This is a genomic window from Chryseobacterium nakagawai (assembly GCF_900637665.1).
In the GTDB taxonomy this organism is placed as follows: domain Bacteria; phylum Bacteroidota; class Bacteroidia; order Flavobacteriales; family Weeksellaceae; genus Chryseobacterium; species Chryseobacterium nakagawai.
In genome coordinates this window covers 4,997,785-5,014,186 of the sequence record NZ_LR134386.1, presented here as the reverse complement: position 1 = coordinate 5,014,186, position 16,402 = coordinate 4,997,785, and the positions used below count along the sequence as shown (strand labels likewise).

Here is a 16,402-nt window from a genome sequence, read left to right as displayed (position 1 = left end):
TTGGGAGGGTATTTTAAAAAAAATGAAGGGATTGAAAATAAAGCAATTAGAATAAGCCTTTTCATAGATTAGTTTTTTTTAAATATAACAAACCCTTTCAAATACGTCATTGTTTTGTTTACTCATTCTCAAAAACAAAACCACTTTCCTTGTCCATCTGCTCCCGCTCTTCCTTTGATATTCTTTTCCTTAACACTCTGGTAGTATACGCTCCTTTTACTATGCTTTTATCAATATACATCCAATCCGTGATATTCTGAGGATTAATTTCAATAATGTCTCCCAGTTTAACCTCTGTTGTTGAAATGGGGTCTCCATCCACGATTCCATAGAACTTATGGTCAGAATATTGCACTTCGCTTATCCAGATATGTTCATAACTGGAATCTGCTGCGGCAAATCTTTCTTTTAATGCGAAATTATAATAATCCGGATTGTGGCTTTCTATTGCTTGTTTGAATTGATATAAAGAGTTTTGAGCCTTTTCTATTGCAATATTCATGTCATTGTCTTCTCCCGGTAAAATATGTACATCAGGCTCGTTATCTCTTTTTACAATTTTATTTTTTTTCTGACAGCTTAATAGGACAAGACATAAAAGTAGATAGATTGGAAACTTAAAATGCATAATTTAATCTAATAATATTAATTTGATTTTCTAAATGGTTATCCATTGTTCATATTTGTGCTCTTTATTATTATATTTTTAATTCGTAATGGGTAATGAGTTGGTTGGCATTCTTTAAAATGATTCCACGAGTATGCTTTTCAGCTCCAAGTTTTTTCTCAATATAATTTTTAAGTTTTGTTTGATCGGAGCGAATAAGTTTCCAGTCTAATTGATGAGCTTCTTGTTCATGATCCGGGTGTATAGAATCTTTTGCTATAGCTCCTTTTTCGTTAAATCCCATAAACTGGGATGCATTGAGAAAACCATTTTGGATTCCGCCAAAATATAATCTTTGGATTCCCCAGCCTTCACTTGTGTATCGAAATGTATGTCCGTTACAATATTTAGGATCTAATGTCACTTTTCGAACGATATTTTTGGTTTTATCTAGCGGATTCCAAAGCCCAAATGTAACGGCATTTTGTTTGCCGTTTTCTAAATCAAATTTTTCCAGAATTTCGCTGGTTGAAAAATACTGTTTTAATTCTTCTCCAAATTCAGAATAATGATCAAAAACGAGATAATTAGTTTCTGAAAATATAAAATCCAATATTAATTTTTTATCCTCCACTGTTCCGAAAAAATCTGTTTGCATGGTATTGTATGGTTATTACTATTCAAATTTATCCATTGTTTTACTATTATTTATGTACCACTACATTACCATTATATTATTTTTGCTATCTGAATTTTTCTATTTTTGGGAGTATGCCTTGTAATTTTTATTCAAAGTCGGGAGACTTTGCGCAGTGAGTACACTTTCGCTGATATCTGCCACTTGTATGCTTTTAATAGCTGAACTGGTAACAGACGTTGTACTTCCGCCGATGATGTATAGTTTATTGTTATATATTTCTGCTGTGGTATGCCTTCTGGGAATCATATTGGATGATAATTGGTGTAACTTATTGGTTGTCGTATCAAAATAGGCCAGAAAAGATTGATTATTAACACCCCCTGCAATAAAAATCTTATTACCGGATACCGCTAATGAGTGTCCGGATATTCCGGCAGGCATCGTATATTGCTTGATCCAGAGATTAGTGTTGAGGTCGTAAACATTGATCAGACGGGAGGGAGTACCGTTAAAACCACCAATGACATAAAGCTTGTCATTCACAATTTTGCCCTTTGTTTCTCTGGCTGTGGGCATATCGGGTAATGAATGCCATGTATTGGTAGCAATATCATAATATTGGAATCTATTAGAAAATACAGTGGTTGCCGCTCCATTGAGTCCGCTGCCACCAAACACATATATTTTGCCGTTATAGAGGGCAGAACCTGCATTTCCTGTATAGGAACGATTAACAGCTCCCTTCGTTATGGTATTGGTTGCTAAGTCCAGAATTTCAAGATGACTATTTCCCCAACCGTTAAAAATATAAATTTTATTATGGTAAGTCTCCGAATTAGCCAATTTTTTGGGAAGTAGAGTAGCATTGAGAACATTCCATTTATTATCTGTAATATTATATTTCTCAATATAATTGGCATTACCTCCCTTTTCCTGATATCCATTGCTTACATAGATATTATCATCCACGATTACACTGGCTGTAGCACCTCTGCCTACAGACAGATTGGCAAGATTTTTAAAAGCAAGGGTTTGAGCTTGGGTGAACAGTGTACCTAAAAAAGAAAGGAATACTAATTTTGTTTTCAATGGAAGGCGTTTTAGTGTTTGGTTCTATTTGATTTTCTTTCAATGATTCAGGTTTATTTTTTATACCGGATTCTTTAAGAGAATAATCGTATTTCAAAGATAAGGAAAAGTTGATGAGCTTCTTTCTGTTCCTCTTTAGGAAGATTAAAAGAAGAATATTTTTTTCATCCAGAATATATCCAAGACTGTATTCACCTTTTTGGCTCGGTGTTATTCAGTCTTCTTTGCTTAGATGCAGTTGAATAAAACCGTTTTTAAGGTTATATTCTTTATGTTTAAATTTTGAGTTCAGTTCACTGCTGTTTCCTAAAACACCGCCAGCTCCTGTGATGAGTGGATGAAGATTAAAATAAATGTCCGTTACCAAATCTTTGTCTATAAAGGCATTAAAAGCACCTGTTCCACCGCCAACTGCCATTTCGTGCCAACCTTTTTCTGACATATATTCAATAGCTTCTTCAGGACTTTTTACAGTCTTGTAGTCTTTTGATGGGTAAGGCTTTTCAGAGAGTATTACGATTTCTATTCCGCTGAAATGGTCTTTGACTTCCAGTGGGAAGGTTAAAAAATTTTCAAAGGTTTTAAAACCTATGACAAGATTTCCAACTTTTTTCGCGAATGCTAAATAAAACTCCATCGCTTCTGCTGGCAGCTGATGATGTGGATTGTCGGATAATAATACTTTACCATTAGCTGAAATGTTGGCAATTACTGTTACTTTCATTTTTAATTTTTTTGCAGTGTAAAATTATCTGAAAGAAACTTTACCTTTACTATCCGTTACCTTTTGGAAAGTAGCTATTGTGTGTATGAGTACTAAAAAAAATGACATCAGTAAAGAACAAATATTGGCCCTTAAAGATGCCATTGAATTGTTGGGTGGCAAATGGAAATTCTGCATTCTGCATAATTTGTATCATCACGAAACAATGCGGTTTAAAGATCTTCAGGAAACAGCTCAGGGAATAAGTCCAAAAGTTTTATCCAAAGTGCTGCAGGAACTGGAAAATAATTTACTGATCACCCGAACGGTTAATAATACCAAACCTGTTACCGTTTCGTATGCACTTACTACACACGCTGAAGAAACTGAAGAGGTTGTCAATGCTTTAATTAATTTTGGTTTGAAGCATAGAAAGAAAATAAAGGAGAAATGATTCTTAGATCATTAAGAAGCTGAGTTTATACCAAATCATTTTTTTGATTTTGATGGCTCTATTTTTTCTTATTTTTACGATTAATTTTTAACCAAAAATGGTCAATCTATTTTGGATTATGACACAAAAATAGAAATGAAAATAAAAAAAATATTATTTAGCATATTAACCGCTCTTGTTTTAATGATATCAATATTCCTTTATATGAATAGGGATAAATTTGTCTATGTAGGTTCAGTAGATATTATTGAAGTCGATTGCAGCAAAAAAAATCAAATCTTGAGCGAAGTTTTTGAAAGTGACCAAAGGATTAGAAAATCAAATGAACTCATCAAATACGCTAAAGAAGATCACAGGAATCAGGAATTAGTGATTAGCATTATTGAAAAGTGTGGTATGCCGACATTAAAGGAGGTGGATCAAAAACACATGGATGCAATCTGGTTGGGTCTGCAACATAGTACTAAAGAAATCAGAAAAAAGTATTTTCCACAAATAGAGAAAGCGGTAAAAAATGGAGACTTATCTAAACAGCAATATGCATTGATGAAAGATAGGATGTTAATGGACGAAGGAAAACCCCAAATATATGGTTCACAAATAGAAAATGGTAAATTGTATAAATTAGAAAATCCTGAAACTGTAAACGAAAGAAGAAAAGAAATGGGATTGGACCCAATAGAGGATTATTTAATAAAGTATTTTAATATTCAGTTCAATACGAATTAACAACACAACATGTAATCACGTAGACGACTTTGCGTAGCTGGTTGTGCATATTTAGTGTGGTTACAAAAAAAATATAGGCAAAGTTGGGGGAGTGGAAGAAGGTATTTTAGATGAAATAATATTATAGATAATCCTAAATCGGAAAATTTAGGATTACTTAGTTTATTAGTGCAAAGCCGGGAGATTGTGTATGGCGGAGCAAGACTATCTTTATTCTTTCCTTCTCCTTTCAATAATAAGATATGCTGCATCCAGCATTTTAATCAGATGAATGTACGGGTTTACCATATTCCTTTCCGGTAGCTTGTCATAGATTCCCATTGAGAAATAGACCATGCCTGAAATAAAATAATCAAATTCCTTAACGCTGTATTCTTTAAATGCTTTTTTAAAGACCAGCAGAGGATTTTGGTATTCTTTCTCCGAAAGCAGACCAAGAACCAATGGCGAGACCTCTTCCAACTGAGTATTGATTGTATATTTCTTTTCTTTCAGCATGATGAAGTAACCTGCACGGATGAATGACCGCATTGCCTGGTGAAAATGATAAATGACAGAAGGTTCTTCCTTTATCCAGCTATTTCTTTTAAGGGCATAGCTCATAATGGTGTTTAAAAGTTCTTTGGTGGCTACCAAGTCATTGAGCTGAAAAAATGTTTCCATCTGCTGTAACTCGTAATGATTCTTCCAGCCTTTCCCAAGCTGGGATTGAAAGTTTGTTCTGTTTTTTTTCATGAGTGTGTATTTTTTGTTGTACGATTCTGCGGGCAGTAAAGAAGTAAGCCGTGCAATGTCTGAACTTCCTGTCTATACAAGCCGAATGAATAGGATAGAATTTGTGTTTTTCTAAAAGCCCGAAAGCCGCAATGGATTGTACACCCCATTGTACCGTATCATGATACTGTATGTGGTAAAGCAGGCTTAGAAAAAGATAATTGTAGAAAAGCAGAACAGCATGAAAATAAAAACGGCATGAGACTCTACAATATCCGTAATAGAGGTACTGGTATACCCACACACAGGATAAGAGAGCCCACGCCTAGGTCGTGAGCCTTTTACTTATCGTCTCGTGTGTTAAAAATTACCAGTTTTCTATTACAAGATTCTAAGCAATAGCTTCTATATTTCTTTGAAGTATCGCAAAATTACTCTAATGAGTAATCTTTTCCAAATATAATAATATTTTTAATATACAGGACTATAGTCCTTAGTTTTTTATTTTGTTTTTGGCTCACTTTGTCATTATGCATGATTCTTTAGACGAAATAGAACGATATATCATTTCAAGAGTGAAAGAAATAAGAGAACAGAGAGGTATTAGTCAAACCTCACTTTCTTTAGCTATTGGTAAGAGTACAAGTTATATTTCAGATATTGAAGCCCATTCCAAAACAGCGAAATATAATATTAAAAGCTTAAACTTAATATCAAAAGCTTTGGGATGCTCTCCAAAGGATTTCTGGCCAGAACAGCCAATTTTGGAAGAGAAATATGAATTTGTAAAAGAAATAGAAATAAAGAAAAAATCCTAGCGAGAGCTGTTTTTTTATTGTCTCAAAGTCAGAAGACTTTGCGTAGCGGAAATTTATATTTTCTAGAAAATATTGTTTTTTCCAAATTCAGTAGAATACTTTTATTCTGCTTTGAAAATCTAAATATTAATTTGTTTAATAATGATTTATTATTAAAATCATTATTTTTGTCAAAATGTGAATAATTTATAACTAATGATTGATGAAAATTTAAAGAAAGCTATTAGAGATAATAAGCTTGTTCTATTTATAGGTGCAGGAGCTTCGATATCTTTGAACCACCCTTCATGGAAAAGTTTGGTTTCTGGAATTTTGGATGATTTAAATTCAGATTTTTCAGAGACTTCCGATTTAAATTTCAATAATCTAAAAAGTTATTTGAGTAATGGTACAAGAAGTCCATTGGATATTTTAAATAAACTTGAAAATGATTCTAACAACGGTAATGAATATAAGGTTAAAGCTAAAGTATATACCCACAAAATTTTCAATGAATTTAATACTAATAATTCTTTAAATTCTAATATTCATAAACTACTTTGGAAACTATCAACAAAAATTATTACAACTAATTATGATCATATTCTAGAACATAATAAACCTGAGGATCGTGATATTGATATTTTTGGGAATGAAAATTCATTTATGACTTTAAAAGCCCAAAAAGATGATTCTAAATTTTTATATAAAATTCATGGAGACTTTAAGAATCCAGAAACTATAATTCTATTTGATAGTGATTACAAATTAATCTATTCTGATAATAATGCTAATCAAGATGCCTTAGGTGATTTTTTTAAAAATAAAACTTTTCTTTTTTTAGGATTTAGTCTTTCAGATCCATTTGTAAATGAATTATTTAGTAAAATAAAACGTTTATATAATAACTATCCTATAGGAAATCATTTTATTTTTTCAACTAGTGTTAGCAATGATTTTTCACAATTTGATGTTAAACAAATAAAAATTGATGATTGGAAAGATTCACTAGAAACGTATTTAAATGAGCTTATTAAAATAAAAAGTGAGATTATAGAAAATAAAAAAGAAAATTATCTTGAAGATAGTATATTAGAGGAAGATAGTAGTAATCTTCTGTTAACAATTAAGAATAAAACAACAGAGCTTAAAAAGGCGCCAGGAAATAAAATTTTAGCATCTGAACTACATGATCTAAAATCAAAAGTTTATCAGCTTTTATATAAAGATCTAGATGATCTAATAAAGATAGATGGATATAAAAATACACATATAGAGGTTTTATTTGAATCAATTTATGGGAATGAAAATTTGGCAAATGAAACTATAATTGAAATTAATAGAATACGAAATGATATAAAGGAATATCAATGGTATGAAAGAAGTCAATTAGTCAGTGCTATAGCATGTAGTTTGATTATTTTCGATAAAGCGGATAGTACTAAAATATCTTTATTGATAGATTTTATAAATGATAGTGAAGAAAAGGTTTGGCAAAAAGCTTTAACGTATCTAGTTATTGTACTTAATCATTTAGGCTACAAATGGGTGAAATATCCTGTTATTAGAACTAAAGTTAAATCGTTAACTCTGAATAGCAAGGTCCAAGAAGGCTGCCAAAAAATTTTAGAATATTTGTTAATTTTCGGTATTGAAATATTTACATTTTCTGAAAAAGTCTTTGATAAAGAATATTTTCAAAAACCTTCTAATTATTTTCTTCCGTTTTTTAAAGATGAAAATCCATTATTTGATAGTATATATGAGAATTATGCGGGTGAGAATATTGATGAATTTATTAATCTATTAGAAAAAGCACCATTTCCAGATTGTTTAAAATACATTTATTGTAATACGAAAATAAACAGGTCTAAAGAAAAAAAAGAATTAGACGAAACAGAAAAGGATTTTGTTCTTAATCATTCGATAGTAAATGGAAGTTTTTATCCATATGCAGGCATTATGCAGGAGTTTGTAAGCTTTATTAGAGAATTTCCTGCAATTCAACATAAAAAACTTTTAGATACTCAAATTAAACTTACTACTACACCTTTAAAAGATTATATTTTAAATGAGAAGGAGAAATATCGTGCTTTAGGGATTCATTTTTTTAAAGATAAACAATGGGGACAAGCAATTATAAATTTTAATAATTATCTTGATTTTGAACCTGAAGATCTCATGATTCTAAGTAATTTAGAAATCTGCTACCTTAACAATAAAGAAACGGAAAATGCTGATAATGTTGCATTTAGAATTAGAGATATTTATCCTGAAAATATTGATAACTTAATTAATTTGATAAAAATATATATTGGCAGAGAGGATTATGAAGAGGCGATTAAAATTTCTGATGAATGCCTTAGAATTGATCTGAAAAACCCTAATGTTTATTATTTAAGAGCATGGATATTATATTATAAAGAAGAATATCAAAATGCATTAGAAGAATTGGAAAATTGTTCAAAATTCAATTATGAAAATAAAGTTGAGCTGAATGATATGTATTGCACTATTTATCGTAGGCTCGAAAACAATAATTTAGCATTAGAATACATAAATAAAGCAATTAAATTACATGAGGCCTCAAAAGAATCCAAAGATTCAGAATTATATCATACTAGATCTCAAGTATATGAAAATTTAGATATTTATAATGAAGCAATTAATAATATTGATATAGCTTTAAGTATAAAAAAAGATCCCTTATATATGATAGATAAGGTTTATATATTGTTGAAAATGAATAATTTAACTGAAGCTAAAATCCTTCTTGATAAAATGAATTCTTCACAAAAGAATAACTCAGAGTATTATAATGCTAAGGCAAATTATTATAGATTGGAAGGAAACTTTGATCTGGCTCTAAATATGATAGAGAAAGCGATTAAATTATCAAATAGTGATACAAGTATTCCGGTTAATCATTATATTGGAACTAAAGCTGCCATTTATGGAACAATGGGTGATGATGAGAAATTTTATGAACTTCTTGATAATATTTTATTATTAGGACAAAATGTGAAGAGATTTTTTCCAGATATTAAAAATAAATATAAAAAGGATAAGAGTTTTCTTGAAATCTTAGAGAAATATAATCAGTCTTTATAAAAAACATTCTGCTTTTGCGGAATGTTTTTTCATGAGTTTCCATAATTTTAAAACCGCCCTACAAAAAGCAGAACGGTTTATATATTAAATTTGTTTTAGCGACTTGCTACTACATCATTCCTGGCATTCCACCACCCATTGGCATAGCTGGTTCAGCGCTCTTAATTTCAGTGATAACACATTCAGTTGTAGAAGCATTCCGAAAACAGAAGCTACGTTTTCAAAAAAGTGGAAGGATTTTCAATTCCAGACTCTAACTGTATCTTGCCAATACAATGTTGGAAGAAATTTTTTTAGCATGTTTTATTATCACATTTAGCGATAATACTTTTAAACAAGCTTGAGATTTTTGAAGGAAATCCGTGATTTTTTTTACAACTTTCACAGTAGTAAATTTCAATATTATTTGGATAATCAGAACTTATTCTTGGAAAAACTCTATATATAAATTGATGCATTGTCAAAAGATATAACGTTTCTTTATCGTATACATTTGATTTTAGAATTTTATCTAACAAAGTATCACATATCTGTAAAATACTTATAACTTCTGTAATCTTTGGATTTGTTTTTAAGTCATCTTCATTTAAGTGTGAGTCACAATAAAAGTCTTGGAAAAGTTTATAGAATGCTTCTGAGCCTATTAGCTTAATATTATCTAGATTTGCAAATTCCCAAGTATCTAATGTTGTATAACTAAAATTATCAATGCTACTTTTTAAGTTTTCATATAATTTATTTAACTGCAAACTTTCATTTTCAATTTTTTTATCTTGTTCTTGACTTTCTATTTGTTTTTGAACAAGTATATTAGCTTGAATTTGCGCTTTTAATGCAAGAAATACTAAAATAGCACCAATTAAACCTATTATCGGTGCAGTTATTCCACCGATTGTGTCACCAATAGTTCCTGTTTCAGTAAAATCTAAGATACCAAAACTCCTTGTAAAAAGAAAAGGAGCTATTAGAACTAATGGAATTCCAATCCATAATAATGAGCTTCCGTTTTTTAATGGCTTTAAAATTTCCTTAAACTTATCTTCTGGTGTAATGTTAGTCATAAAATTTATGTTAAATGTTCAAATACTATATATACAATTTGCGCTAATATTGCTTTTATTAGGGCTATCTATTTGTTAATCAATAAAAATAAAATATAAATATAGTATTTCCTTACGGAAAACCAGAATAAAAAAACCGCTCCACAAAAGCAGAACGGTTTATATATTAAATTTGTCTTAGCGACTTGCTATTACATCATTCCCGGCATTCCACCACCCATTGGCATAGCTGGTTCAGCGCTCTTCACTTCAGTGATTACACATTCAGTTGTTAAAAGCATTCCAGATACAGAAGCTGCATTTTCAAGGGCAACTCTTGTTACTTTCGTTGGGTCAATGATTCCTGCTTCAAGCATGTGAACATACTCGTCAGTTTTAGCATTGTATCCGAAGTCTCCTGAACCTTCTGCTACTTTAGCAACGATTACAGAACCTTCACCTCCTGCGTTAGCAACGATTTGTCTTAATGGCTCCTCGATCGCTCTTTTTACGATTTTGATCCCTGTCGTTTCGTCAGAATTGATTCCGGTAAGGTTATCTAAAGCTGAGATTGCTCTTACTAAAGCAACACCACCACCTGCAACAATACCTTCTTCAACAGCTGCTCTTGTAGCGTGAAGGGCATCATCAACTCTGTCTTTTTTCTCTTTCATTTCAACTTCAGAAGCAGCACCTACGTAAAGTACAGCAACACCACCAGCTAACTTAGCTAGTCTTTCCTGAAGCTTCTCTCTGTCGTAGTCAGAAGTTGTAGTTTCCATCTGAGCTTTGATCTGAGCTACTCTTCCTTTGATTTTCGCTTCGTCACCACCACCGTTTACAACCGTTGTGTTGTCTTTGTCGATCGTTACTTTCTCAGCAGTTCCAAGCATATCTAAAGAGATGTTTTCCATAGTGAAACCTTGCTCTTCAGAAATTACCTGTCCACCTGTAAGGATTGCGATATCTTCTAACATTGCTTTTCTTCTGTCTCCGAATCCTGGAGCTTTTACAGCAGCAATTTTAAGAGAACCTCTTAGTTTGTTAACCACCAAAGTAGCTAAAGCTTCCCCTTCCACTTCTTCAGAGATAATTAATAGAGACTTACCACCTTGTGCAATTGGCTCAAGAACCGGAAGTAATTCTTTCATTGAAGAGATTTTCTTTTCTACTAAAAGGATATATGGGTTTTCAAGTTCAGCTAACATTTTCTCAGGGTTAGTCACAAAGTAAGGTGACTGGTATCCTCTGTCAAACTGCATACCTTCTACAACGTCAACTGTTGTATCGATACCTTTAGCTTCTTCTACAGTGATTACTCCTTCTTTACCTACTTTTCCGAAAGCTTCAGCGATTAAAGCACCGATCGTTTCATCATTGTTAGCAGATACAGAAGCAACTTGTTTTACCATTTCTGTAGAATCTCCAACTGTTTTAGATTGAGATTTAAGGTTTTCAACAACTGCAGTTACTGCTTTGTCAATTCCTCTTTTAAGATCCATTGGGTTAGCACCGGCAGCTACATTCTTAAGACCTTCTCTTACGATAGCTTGTGCTAAAACAGTAGCGGTAGTAGTACCGTCTCCTGCGATATCATTAGTTTTGGACGCAACTTCTTTTACCATTTGCGCTCCCATATTTTCTACTCTGTCTTCAAGTTCGATTTCTTTTGCAACAGACACCCCGTCCTTAGTTACGTGTGGAGCACCGAAAGATTTTTCGATCACCACATTTCTTCCCTTAGGACCTAAAGTTACTTTTACTGCATTAGCCAATGCATCTACACCTCTTTTTAAAGCGTCTCTTGATTCAATATCGAATTTTATTTCTTTTGCCATAATTTTTTATTGTATTAATGTACTTTGTACAATGTATGAATGATGTATCCTGAAAATATCATTTTACATGAATACATTTTACTTTTTACAAATTAACCGATGATCCCTAATAAGTCAGCTTCCTTTACAATTAAGTAATCTTTACCTTCTAACTTCAATTCAGAACCAGAATATTTTCCATAAAGAACTTTGTCACCTACCTGAACCGTTGTAGGTTCATCTTTTTTACCAGGTCCTACTGCCACTACAGTACCTTCTTGCGGCTTTTCCTTTGCAGTATCCGGGATGATAATACCTGAAGCTGTTTTAGTTTCTGCTGCGATTGGCTCAACCAGAACTCTGTCTGCCAATGGTTTAAAGTTTACTGACATAATATATTTATTTTTTAATTATTTCTGTGTTGTAATTCTCTAAATGTATGCCATGAGACGGTGACGGCTGAAATGGCAGACTTTTATGACGGAATGTGAAAATTTGGCAGAAAAATAAAAAACAGAAAGCCGGAAAATTCCGGCTTTTATTTTAGGTGTTTAATTTTTATGGACCCTGTTTTTATGGACAATATTGTCCCGGGCCGATCCATAAGATACATTGTCCTTTGTAATTGTACTCACAGCAAAAGCGTCCTGCCGCACCGCCGTTGATTGATTTCTGAGCATCCCTGCTTAGTAATTTGGCATTTTTCATAGTTAATAATATTTAATTTGTATACTTCCTGAGCGTTTAAAGTCAATCAGGATTTTGACATTTGGTGTTAAAAGATAGATCAAAGATAAGTTTTTTTTCCATTATGTGTGATATATTTTAATTGTTTTTTAAAAATTAATTGATTGGTTATCAGTTGTTACCTGTTTTTTTATGTGGTAAAAAAATGAACGATAAAACTTATTGAGATAAAATCGTTACAAGAAAGGAGAATATAAAAAAAGAAGCCGGAAAAATCTCCGGCTTCTATATCATCTTTTTTATTAGGATTTATGGACAAAATTGCCCCGGTCCGATCCAGCGGATACATTTCATACGGTCATCATAATCACAACAAACAAGTTTTGCTGTAGATAACCCTCCAAGAATGGATTTCTGTGTGTCTCTGTTTAGTAACTTTGCATTTTTCATAGATAATACCTTTGTTTTTTAAATCCTGAACATTTAGTGTCAATCAGGTTTTTTTGACAGCTTGTGTTTTTATTGTTGATTCAAAGGTAAATGTTTTTAATACAGGTTGTTAAATCGTTTGTAGACAGAGGGCTGCTATTGATATTTTAATATCTGTCTTTTTATGAGGTCATCTCCAGAAACATTTTTCTTCCATTCATATCCATTTCCTGTTTCACAATTTTTCTTGTTACAGGATCAATATAGTAGGTGGTGGTAGTGGTTTTGTTACTGATATCGTCATTTGTTTTCACAACCCAGACCGGTTTTCCTTTATATTCTGACTTTTGGGTATCCAGAATATAAGCTTTCATCATTCCTTTTTTCTCGGATTTTGGGTTGTAGTCGAAAATAGAAATTTCGGCAGAATAGTGTTCTTTCCATGGAAGAAATCTTATCAGCATTGCATAACTGCTGCTGTCAAAATATTGGGTTGCAGGAATATCAATATCATCTTTTTTCTGTGTCTTTTTATCCAGATAATATCCGGTCACTTTATCTTTACTCGACTTTAGAACCATGTCCCGCATGGAATTAAAAGAAGAATGATATTCCGGGGTGAAATTTGAGGTTTTTACAATAGTAGAATCTGTCCATTGAGCATCAGGAGCTTGTTTTATTTTTACTATTGTTTTGATAAGAAGATCTGTTTTGTTCAGCTTTTTGATTTCTGTAATTATACTTCCGATTTCTATTTTTGTACCGGCATTTTCAGCATACCATACAGATTCTGATGTTTCATCTTTGATCAATTGGGAATTGATCTTTATATTTTCTGGGATAAGAAGCTGCTGTGAAAAGAGATTCGCGCTGCTTACTAATAAAAGGAATAAGAATGTTCTCATGGTCTTTTTATTAGTTAGTTGTATTGAAATTCAAAAAGTTACAGGATTGAATACATTTTAATAACAATTTTTTAAATAATATTAAACAGAAATCTTTTTACTTTTCTGTTGTTGATTGATCTTTGAAATAATAGCTCCGGAAACGGCAATTCCTATAAAGTTGGTTACCGATCTGGCCTCATTCATAAAACGATCCACACTGTAAAGAAGGGCAATATCCGTCAACGGAATTTTCCCGAATCTGTTCAAAGTGAAAATAAGAGCCAGAAATCCTGAACCAGGTACACCGGAAGCTGTTTTTGAGGTAATAGAAACGATGATAAAAAGCCATAAATAATCATTGAGGCTTAACGAAATCGTATAAAACTGAACCAGGAAACAACAAGTCACGGAAAGATAGATACAGGCTCCGGCAAGATTAAAATTATATCCTAAAGGAATAATAAACCTTAAAATTTTCCTGCTGTATCCTTCAGATTCCATTTTTTCAAAAATGAGAGGGAAGGCTGCTTTAGAAGATGAGGTACTGACTACCAGGATAATTTCTTCTTTGATGTTCAGTAAAAATTTCCAAAGATTGAACTTGAAGAGATAAGAAACAGCCCCCAGAATTCCAAAAATAAATACAATATCCGCTATATATACAGTGGCAACTACTTTACTCAGGGGAAGAAGGGTATTGAGACCATATACAGAAACACCATAGGCGATATTACAGAAAATAATGAGGGGAAGAATGATATAAAGGTATTTAATGACTGTATAAAAAATATTCACACCCTGATCCAATATATTCAGGAATTTTTCTTTTTTTGAAGAAAAATTCATAGCAATTCCGATCGCAATAGAGAGGAATAGAAAAATACCATGCCTGTTGAGATAGATAAGGTTGGGCACATTATCATTTTTAATTTCAAATGTTTTGGGTAACGCCGTATTGATTTTGGTGACATCTATTCCTGTATCAGAACCGGGCTGCATCATTAATCCAAAAGCGAAACCTACGATAATAGCTATGGAAGTGATTACCAAAAAATATAAAATCGTCTGCCATACAATATTTCGGGCATTTTTGAGATCAGACAACTGGCTGATTCCATATACCACTGCCATAAATATAACAGGAAGGATCAGTGTTTCCAGAATCATGAAAAAATACCGGCTCACCACTCCCAGCCTTATACTTTCCTGAGGAACATAATGACCAGCCAATACGCCTCCTATCATTGCTGTAAACACATACAATGTAAGATTTTTAAGATATTTTCCGGTAAATGTTTTTTGAGATTGTAAGGATTTCATCTGAAAAATAAGCTGTTTTTACAAAACAATTTTTAAGCTGTATTATTATTTCTGAGATTGAAGATACTCATTATTCATTACATTCTTATCATATGGTTCCAAGAACTAATGCACCTAAAAGCATGATAATCGATGATCCAATTGCCCATTTTAAAGTATACTTCAGATGGTCAGAATATTCTACACCTGCTAAGGATACCAATAGATAAGTGGAAGGAACCAACGGACTTAATAAGTGGGAAGCCTGACCAACAAGACTTGCTCTTCCCAATATTTCAGGGGCAATATCCAGCTGACGTCCTGTAGCCTCAATAATAGGTAATATCCCAAAATAGTACGCATCATTCGTAAGAAAGAAAGTAAGAGGAACACTGAAAATTGCTGTAATAATATTCAGATAACTGCCCCAACTTTTGGGAACAATATCTATCATACTATTTCCCATAGCCTGCATGATGCCGGTTCCATTAAGAATCCCCGTAAAGATTCCTGCTCCAAAGATCATTCCTGCTACAGACAAAGCATTTCCGGCATGTTTTGAAATAATTTTCTGCTGGTCTTTCAACTTGGGATAATTGATGACAGAGGCAATACAAAAGGCAATCATAAAAGCAATCCCGAGAGGAACAATGTCTAATATCATTACCGTTAATAGAACAAGAGTCAATATTAAATTCACCCAGATTAGTTTTGGACGGAGAAGTTGAGGGTCAGATTCTCCGGCAATGTCTCCCGTACTGTATTTCGTATACTTCCCATATTTTGCGATGCGCTTCTTTTCTTTTTTTCCCAGAATGTAGGCTACAAAGATTACCCAGATAATACCTAAAGCCATAATAGGGATCATAGGCACAAAAATTTCGGTGTGTCCCAGTTTCAGGGAGCTCATCACTCTTGCTGTAGGACCTCCCCAAGGTAAAATATTCATAATTCCGCCAGCCAGCATGATGATGCAGGTCAGCGTTAATGGATTCATTCCTTGTTTTTTATATAAAGGAAGCATGGCTGCTACAACAATAATATAAGTGGAAGAACCATCACCATCTAGAGAAACCAATGTGGTGAGGATAGCTGTTCCAATCGTTGTTTTGACAGGGTTGTCTCCAACTGCTTTTAAAATAAGATTGACTAATGGCTCAAAAAGCCCGGTGTCTATCATTAAACTGAAATAAAGAATGGCAAAGATGAGCATAACCCCTGTAAGGGCTATTTCCTTGACTCCATTTTTCATCATTTCTCCCAACTGAGGTCCAAAACCTGCTAAAAATGCAATGGCAACCGGGATAATAACTAAGGCAGTAAGAGGAGTCATCTTTTTATTCATGATAAGCACCATAAAAATGATGATCATCAAAAATCCAAGGAATGTAAGCATAGA

At 32.7% G+C, this 16,402-nt stretch carries 15 protein-coding genes; 4 read left to right on the top strand and 11 right to left on the bottom strand.

Going from position 1 to position 16,402, the window contains the following annotated elements; genetic code table 11:
- Positions 1-118: 118 nt before the first annotated feature.
- The 4 genes from EL260_RS22515 to EL260_RS22500 form a co-directional block, all read right to left on the bottom strand.
- On the bottom strand, positions 119-628 hold the full coding sequence (locus EL260_RS22515) for a DUF2314 domain-containing protein (protein ID WP_123857730.1): 510 nt from the start codon (positions 626-628) through the stop codon (positions 119-121).
- A 70-nt stretch (positions 629-698) separates the two neighbouring features.
- Positions 699-1,265, bottom strand: a complete 567-nt coding sequence (locus EL260_RS22510) for a hypothetical protein (RefSeq protein ID WP_123857729.1) — start codon at positions 1,263-1,265, stop codon at positions 699-701.
- A 99-nt stretch (positions 1,266-1,364) separates the two neighbouring features.
- Positions 1,365-2,336 (bottom strand): Kelch repeat-containing protein, encoded by a 972-nt coding sequence (locus tag EL260_RS22505; protein WP_123857728.1) that lies wholly within the window; start codon positions 2,334-2,336, stop codon positions 1,365-1,367.
- A 214-nt stretch (positions 2,337-2,550) separates the two neighbouring features.
- Positions 2,551-3,060, bottom strand: coding sequence for a dihydrofolate reductase family protein (locus EL260_RS22500; protein ID WP_123857727.1), 510 nt, complete (start codon positions 3,058-3,060; stop codon positions 2,551-2,553).
- Between the two features lie 85 nt (positions 3,061-3,145).
- Between EL260_RS22500 and EL260_RS22495 the strand changes: the two genes are divergently transcribed.
- Complete coding sequence (locus tag EL260_RS22495; protein WP_123857726.1) at positions 3,146-3,493, top strand: winged helix-turn-helix transcriptional regulator; 348 nt, start codon at positions 3,146-3,148, stop codon at positions 3,491-3,493.
- Between the two features lie 135 nt (positions 3,494-3,628).
- Positions 3,629-4,222, top strand: a complete 594-nt coding sequence (locus EL260_RS22490; protein WP_123857725.1) for a DUF6624 domain-containing protein — start codon at positions 3,629-3,631, stop codon at positions 4,220-4,222.
- Positions 4,223-4,432: 210 nt separating this feature from the next.
- Here EL260_RS22490 and EL260_RS22485 read toward each other — a convergent pair whose 3' ends face one another.
- A complete protein-coding gene (locus EL260_RS22485; RefSeq protein ID WP_123857724.1) occupies positions 4,433-4,957 on the bottom strand; it encodes a hypothetical protein in 525 nt (174 codons plus the stop codon).
- A gap of 509 nt (positions 4,958-5,466) precedes the next feature.
- Between EL260_RS22485 and EL260_RS22480 the strand changes: the two genes are divergently transcribed.
- Both EL260_RS22480 and EL260_RS22475 read left to right on the top strand, forming a co-directional pair.
- Positions 5,467-5,754 (top strand): helix-turn-helix domain-containing protein, encoded by a 288-nt coding sequence (locus EL260_RS22480; RefSeq protein ID WP_123857723.1) that lies wholly within the window; start codon positions 5,467-5,469, stop codon positions 5,752-5,754.
- Between the two features lie 195 nt (positions 5,755-5,949).
- Positions 5,950-8,844, top strand: a complete 2,895-nt coding sequence (locus tag EL260_RS22475) for an SIR2 family protein (RefSeq protein WP_123857722.1) — start codon at positions 5,950-5,952, stop codon at positions 8,842-8,844.
- A gap of 293 nt (positions 8,845-9,137) precedes the next feature.
- On the opposite strand, the gene EL260_RS22470 is transcribed toward EL260_RS22475, so the two are convergent.
- The 6 genes from EL260_RS22470 to EL260_RS22445 form a co-directional block, all read right to left on the bottom strand.
- Positions 9,138-9,905: a DNA translocase FtsK 4TM domain-containing protein gene (locus EL260_RS22470; RefSeq protein WP_123857721.1), complete on the bottom strand. Its 768-nt coding sequence runs from the start codon at positions 9,903-9,905 to the stop codon at positions 9,138-9,140.
- 191 nt (positions 9,906-10,096) lie between these two features.
- On the bottom strand, positions 10,097-11,722 hold the full coding sequence (gene groL, locus EL260_RS22465) for a chaperonin GroEL (protein ID WP_115970371.1): 1,626 nt from the start codon (positions 11,720-11,722) through the stop codon (positions 10,097-10,099).
- A 92-nt stretch (positions 11,723-11,814) separates the two neighbouring features.
- Entirely contained in the window at positions 11,815-12,093 is a 279-nt protein-coding gene (locus tag EL260_RS22460) for a co-chaperone GroES (protein WP_045500963.1), read from the bottom strand.
- Positions 12,094-12,999: 906 nt separating this feature from the next.
- Positions 13,000-13,722 (bottom strand): DUF3108 domain-containing protein, encoded by a 723-nt coding sequence (locus tag EL260_RS22455; RefSeq protein ID WP_123857720.1) that lies wholly within the window; start codon positions 13,720-13,722, stop codon positions 13,000-13,002.
- 81 nt (positions 13,723-13,803) lie between these two features.
- On the bottom strand, positions 13,804-15,024 hold the full coding sequence (locus EL260_RS22450; RefSeq protein WP_123857719.1) for a dicarboxylate/amino acid:cation symporter: 1,221 nt from the start codon (positions 15,022-15,024) through the stop codon (positions 13,804-13,806).
- Positions 15,025-15,112: 88 nt separating this feature from the next.
- Positions 15,113-16,399 carry a CitMHS family transporter gene (locus tag EL260_RS22445; protein ID WP_123857718.1) on the bottom strand — a complete coding sequence of 429 codons (1,287 nt, stop codon included), beginning with the start codon at positions 16,397-16,399 and terminating at the stop codon, positions 15,113-15,115.
- Between the last annotated feature and the right edge of the window lie 3 nt (positions 16,400-16,402).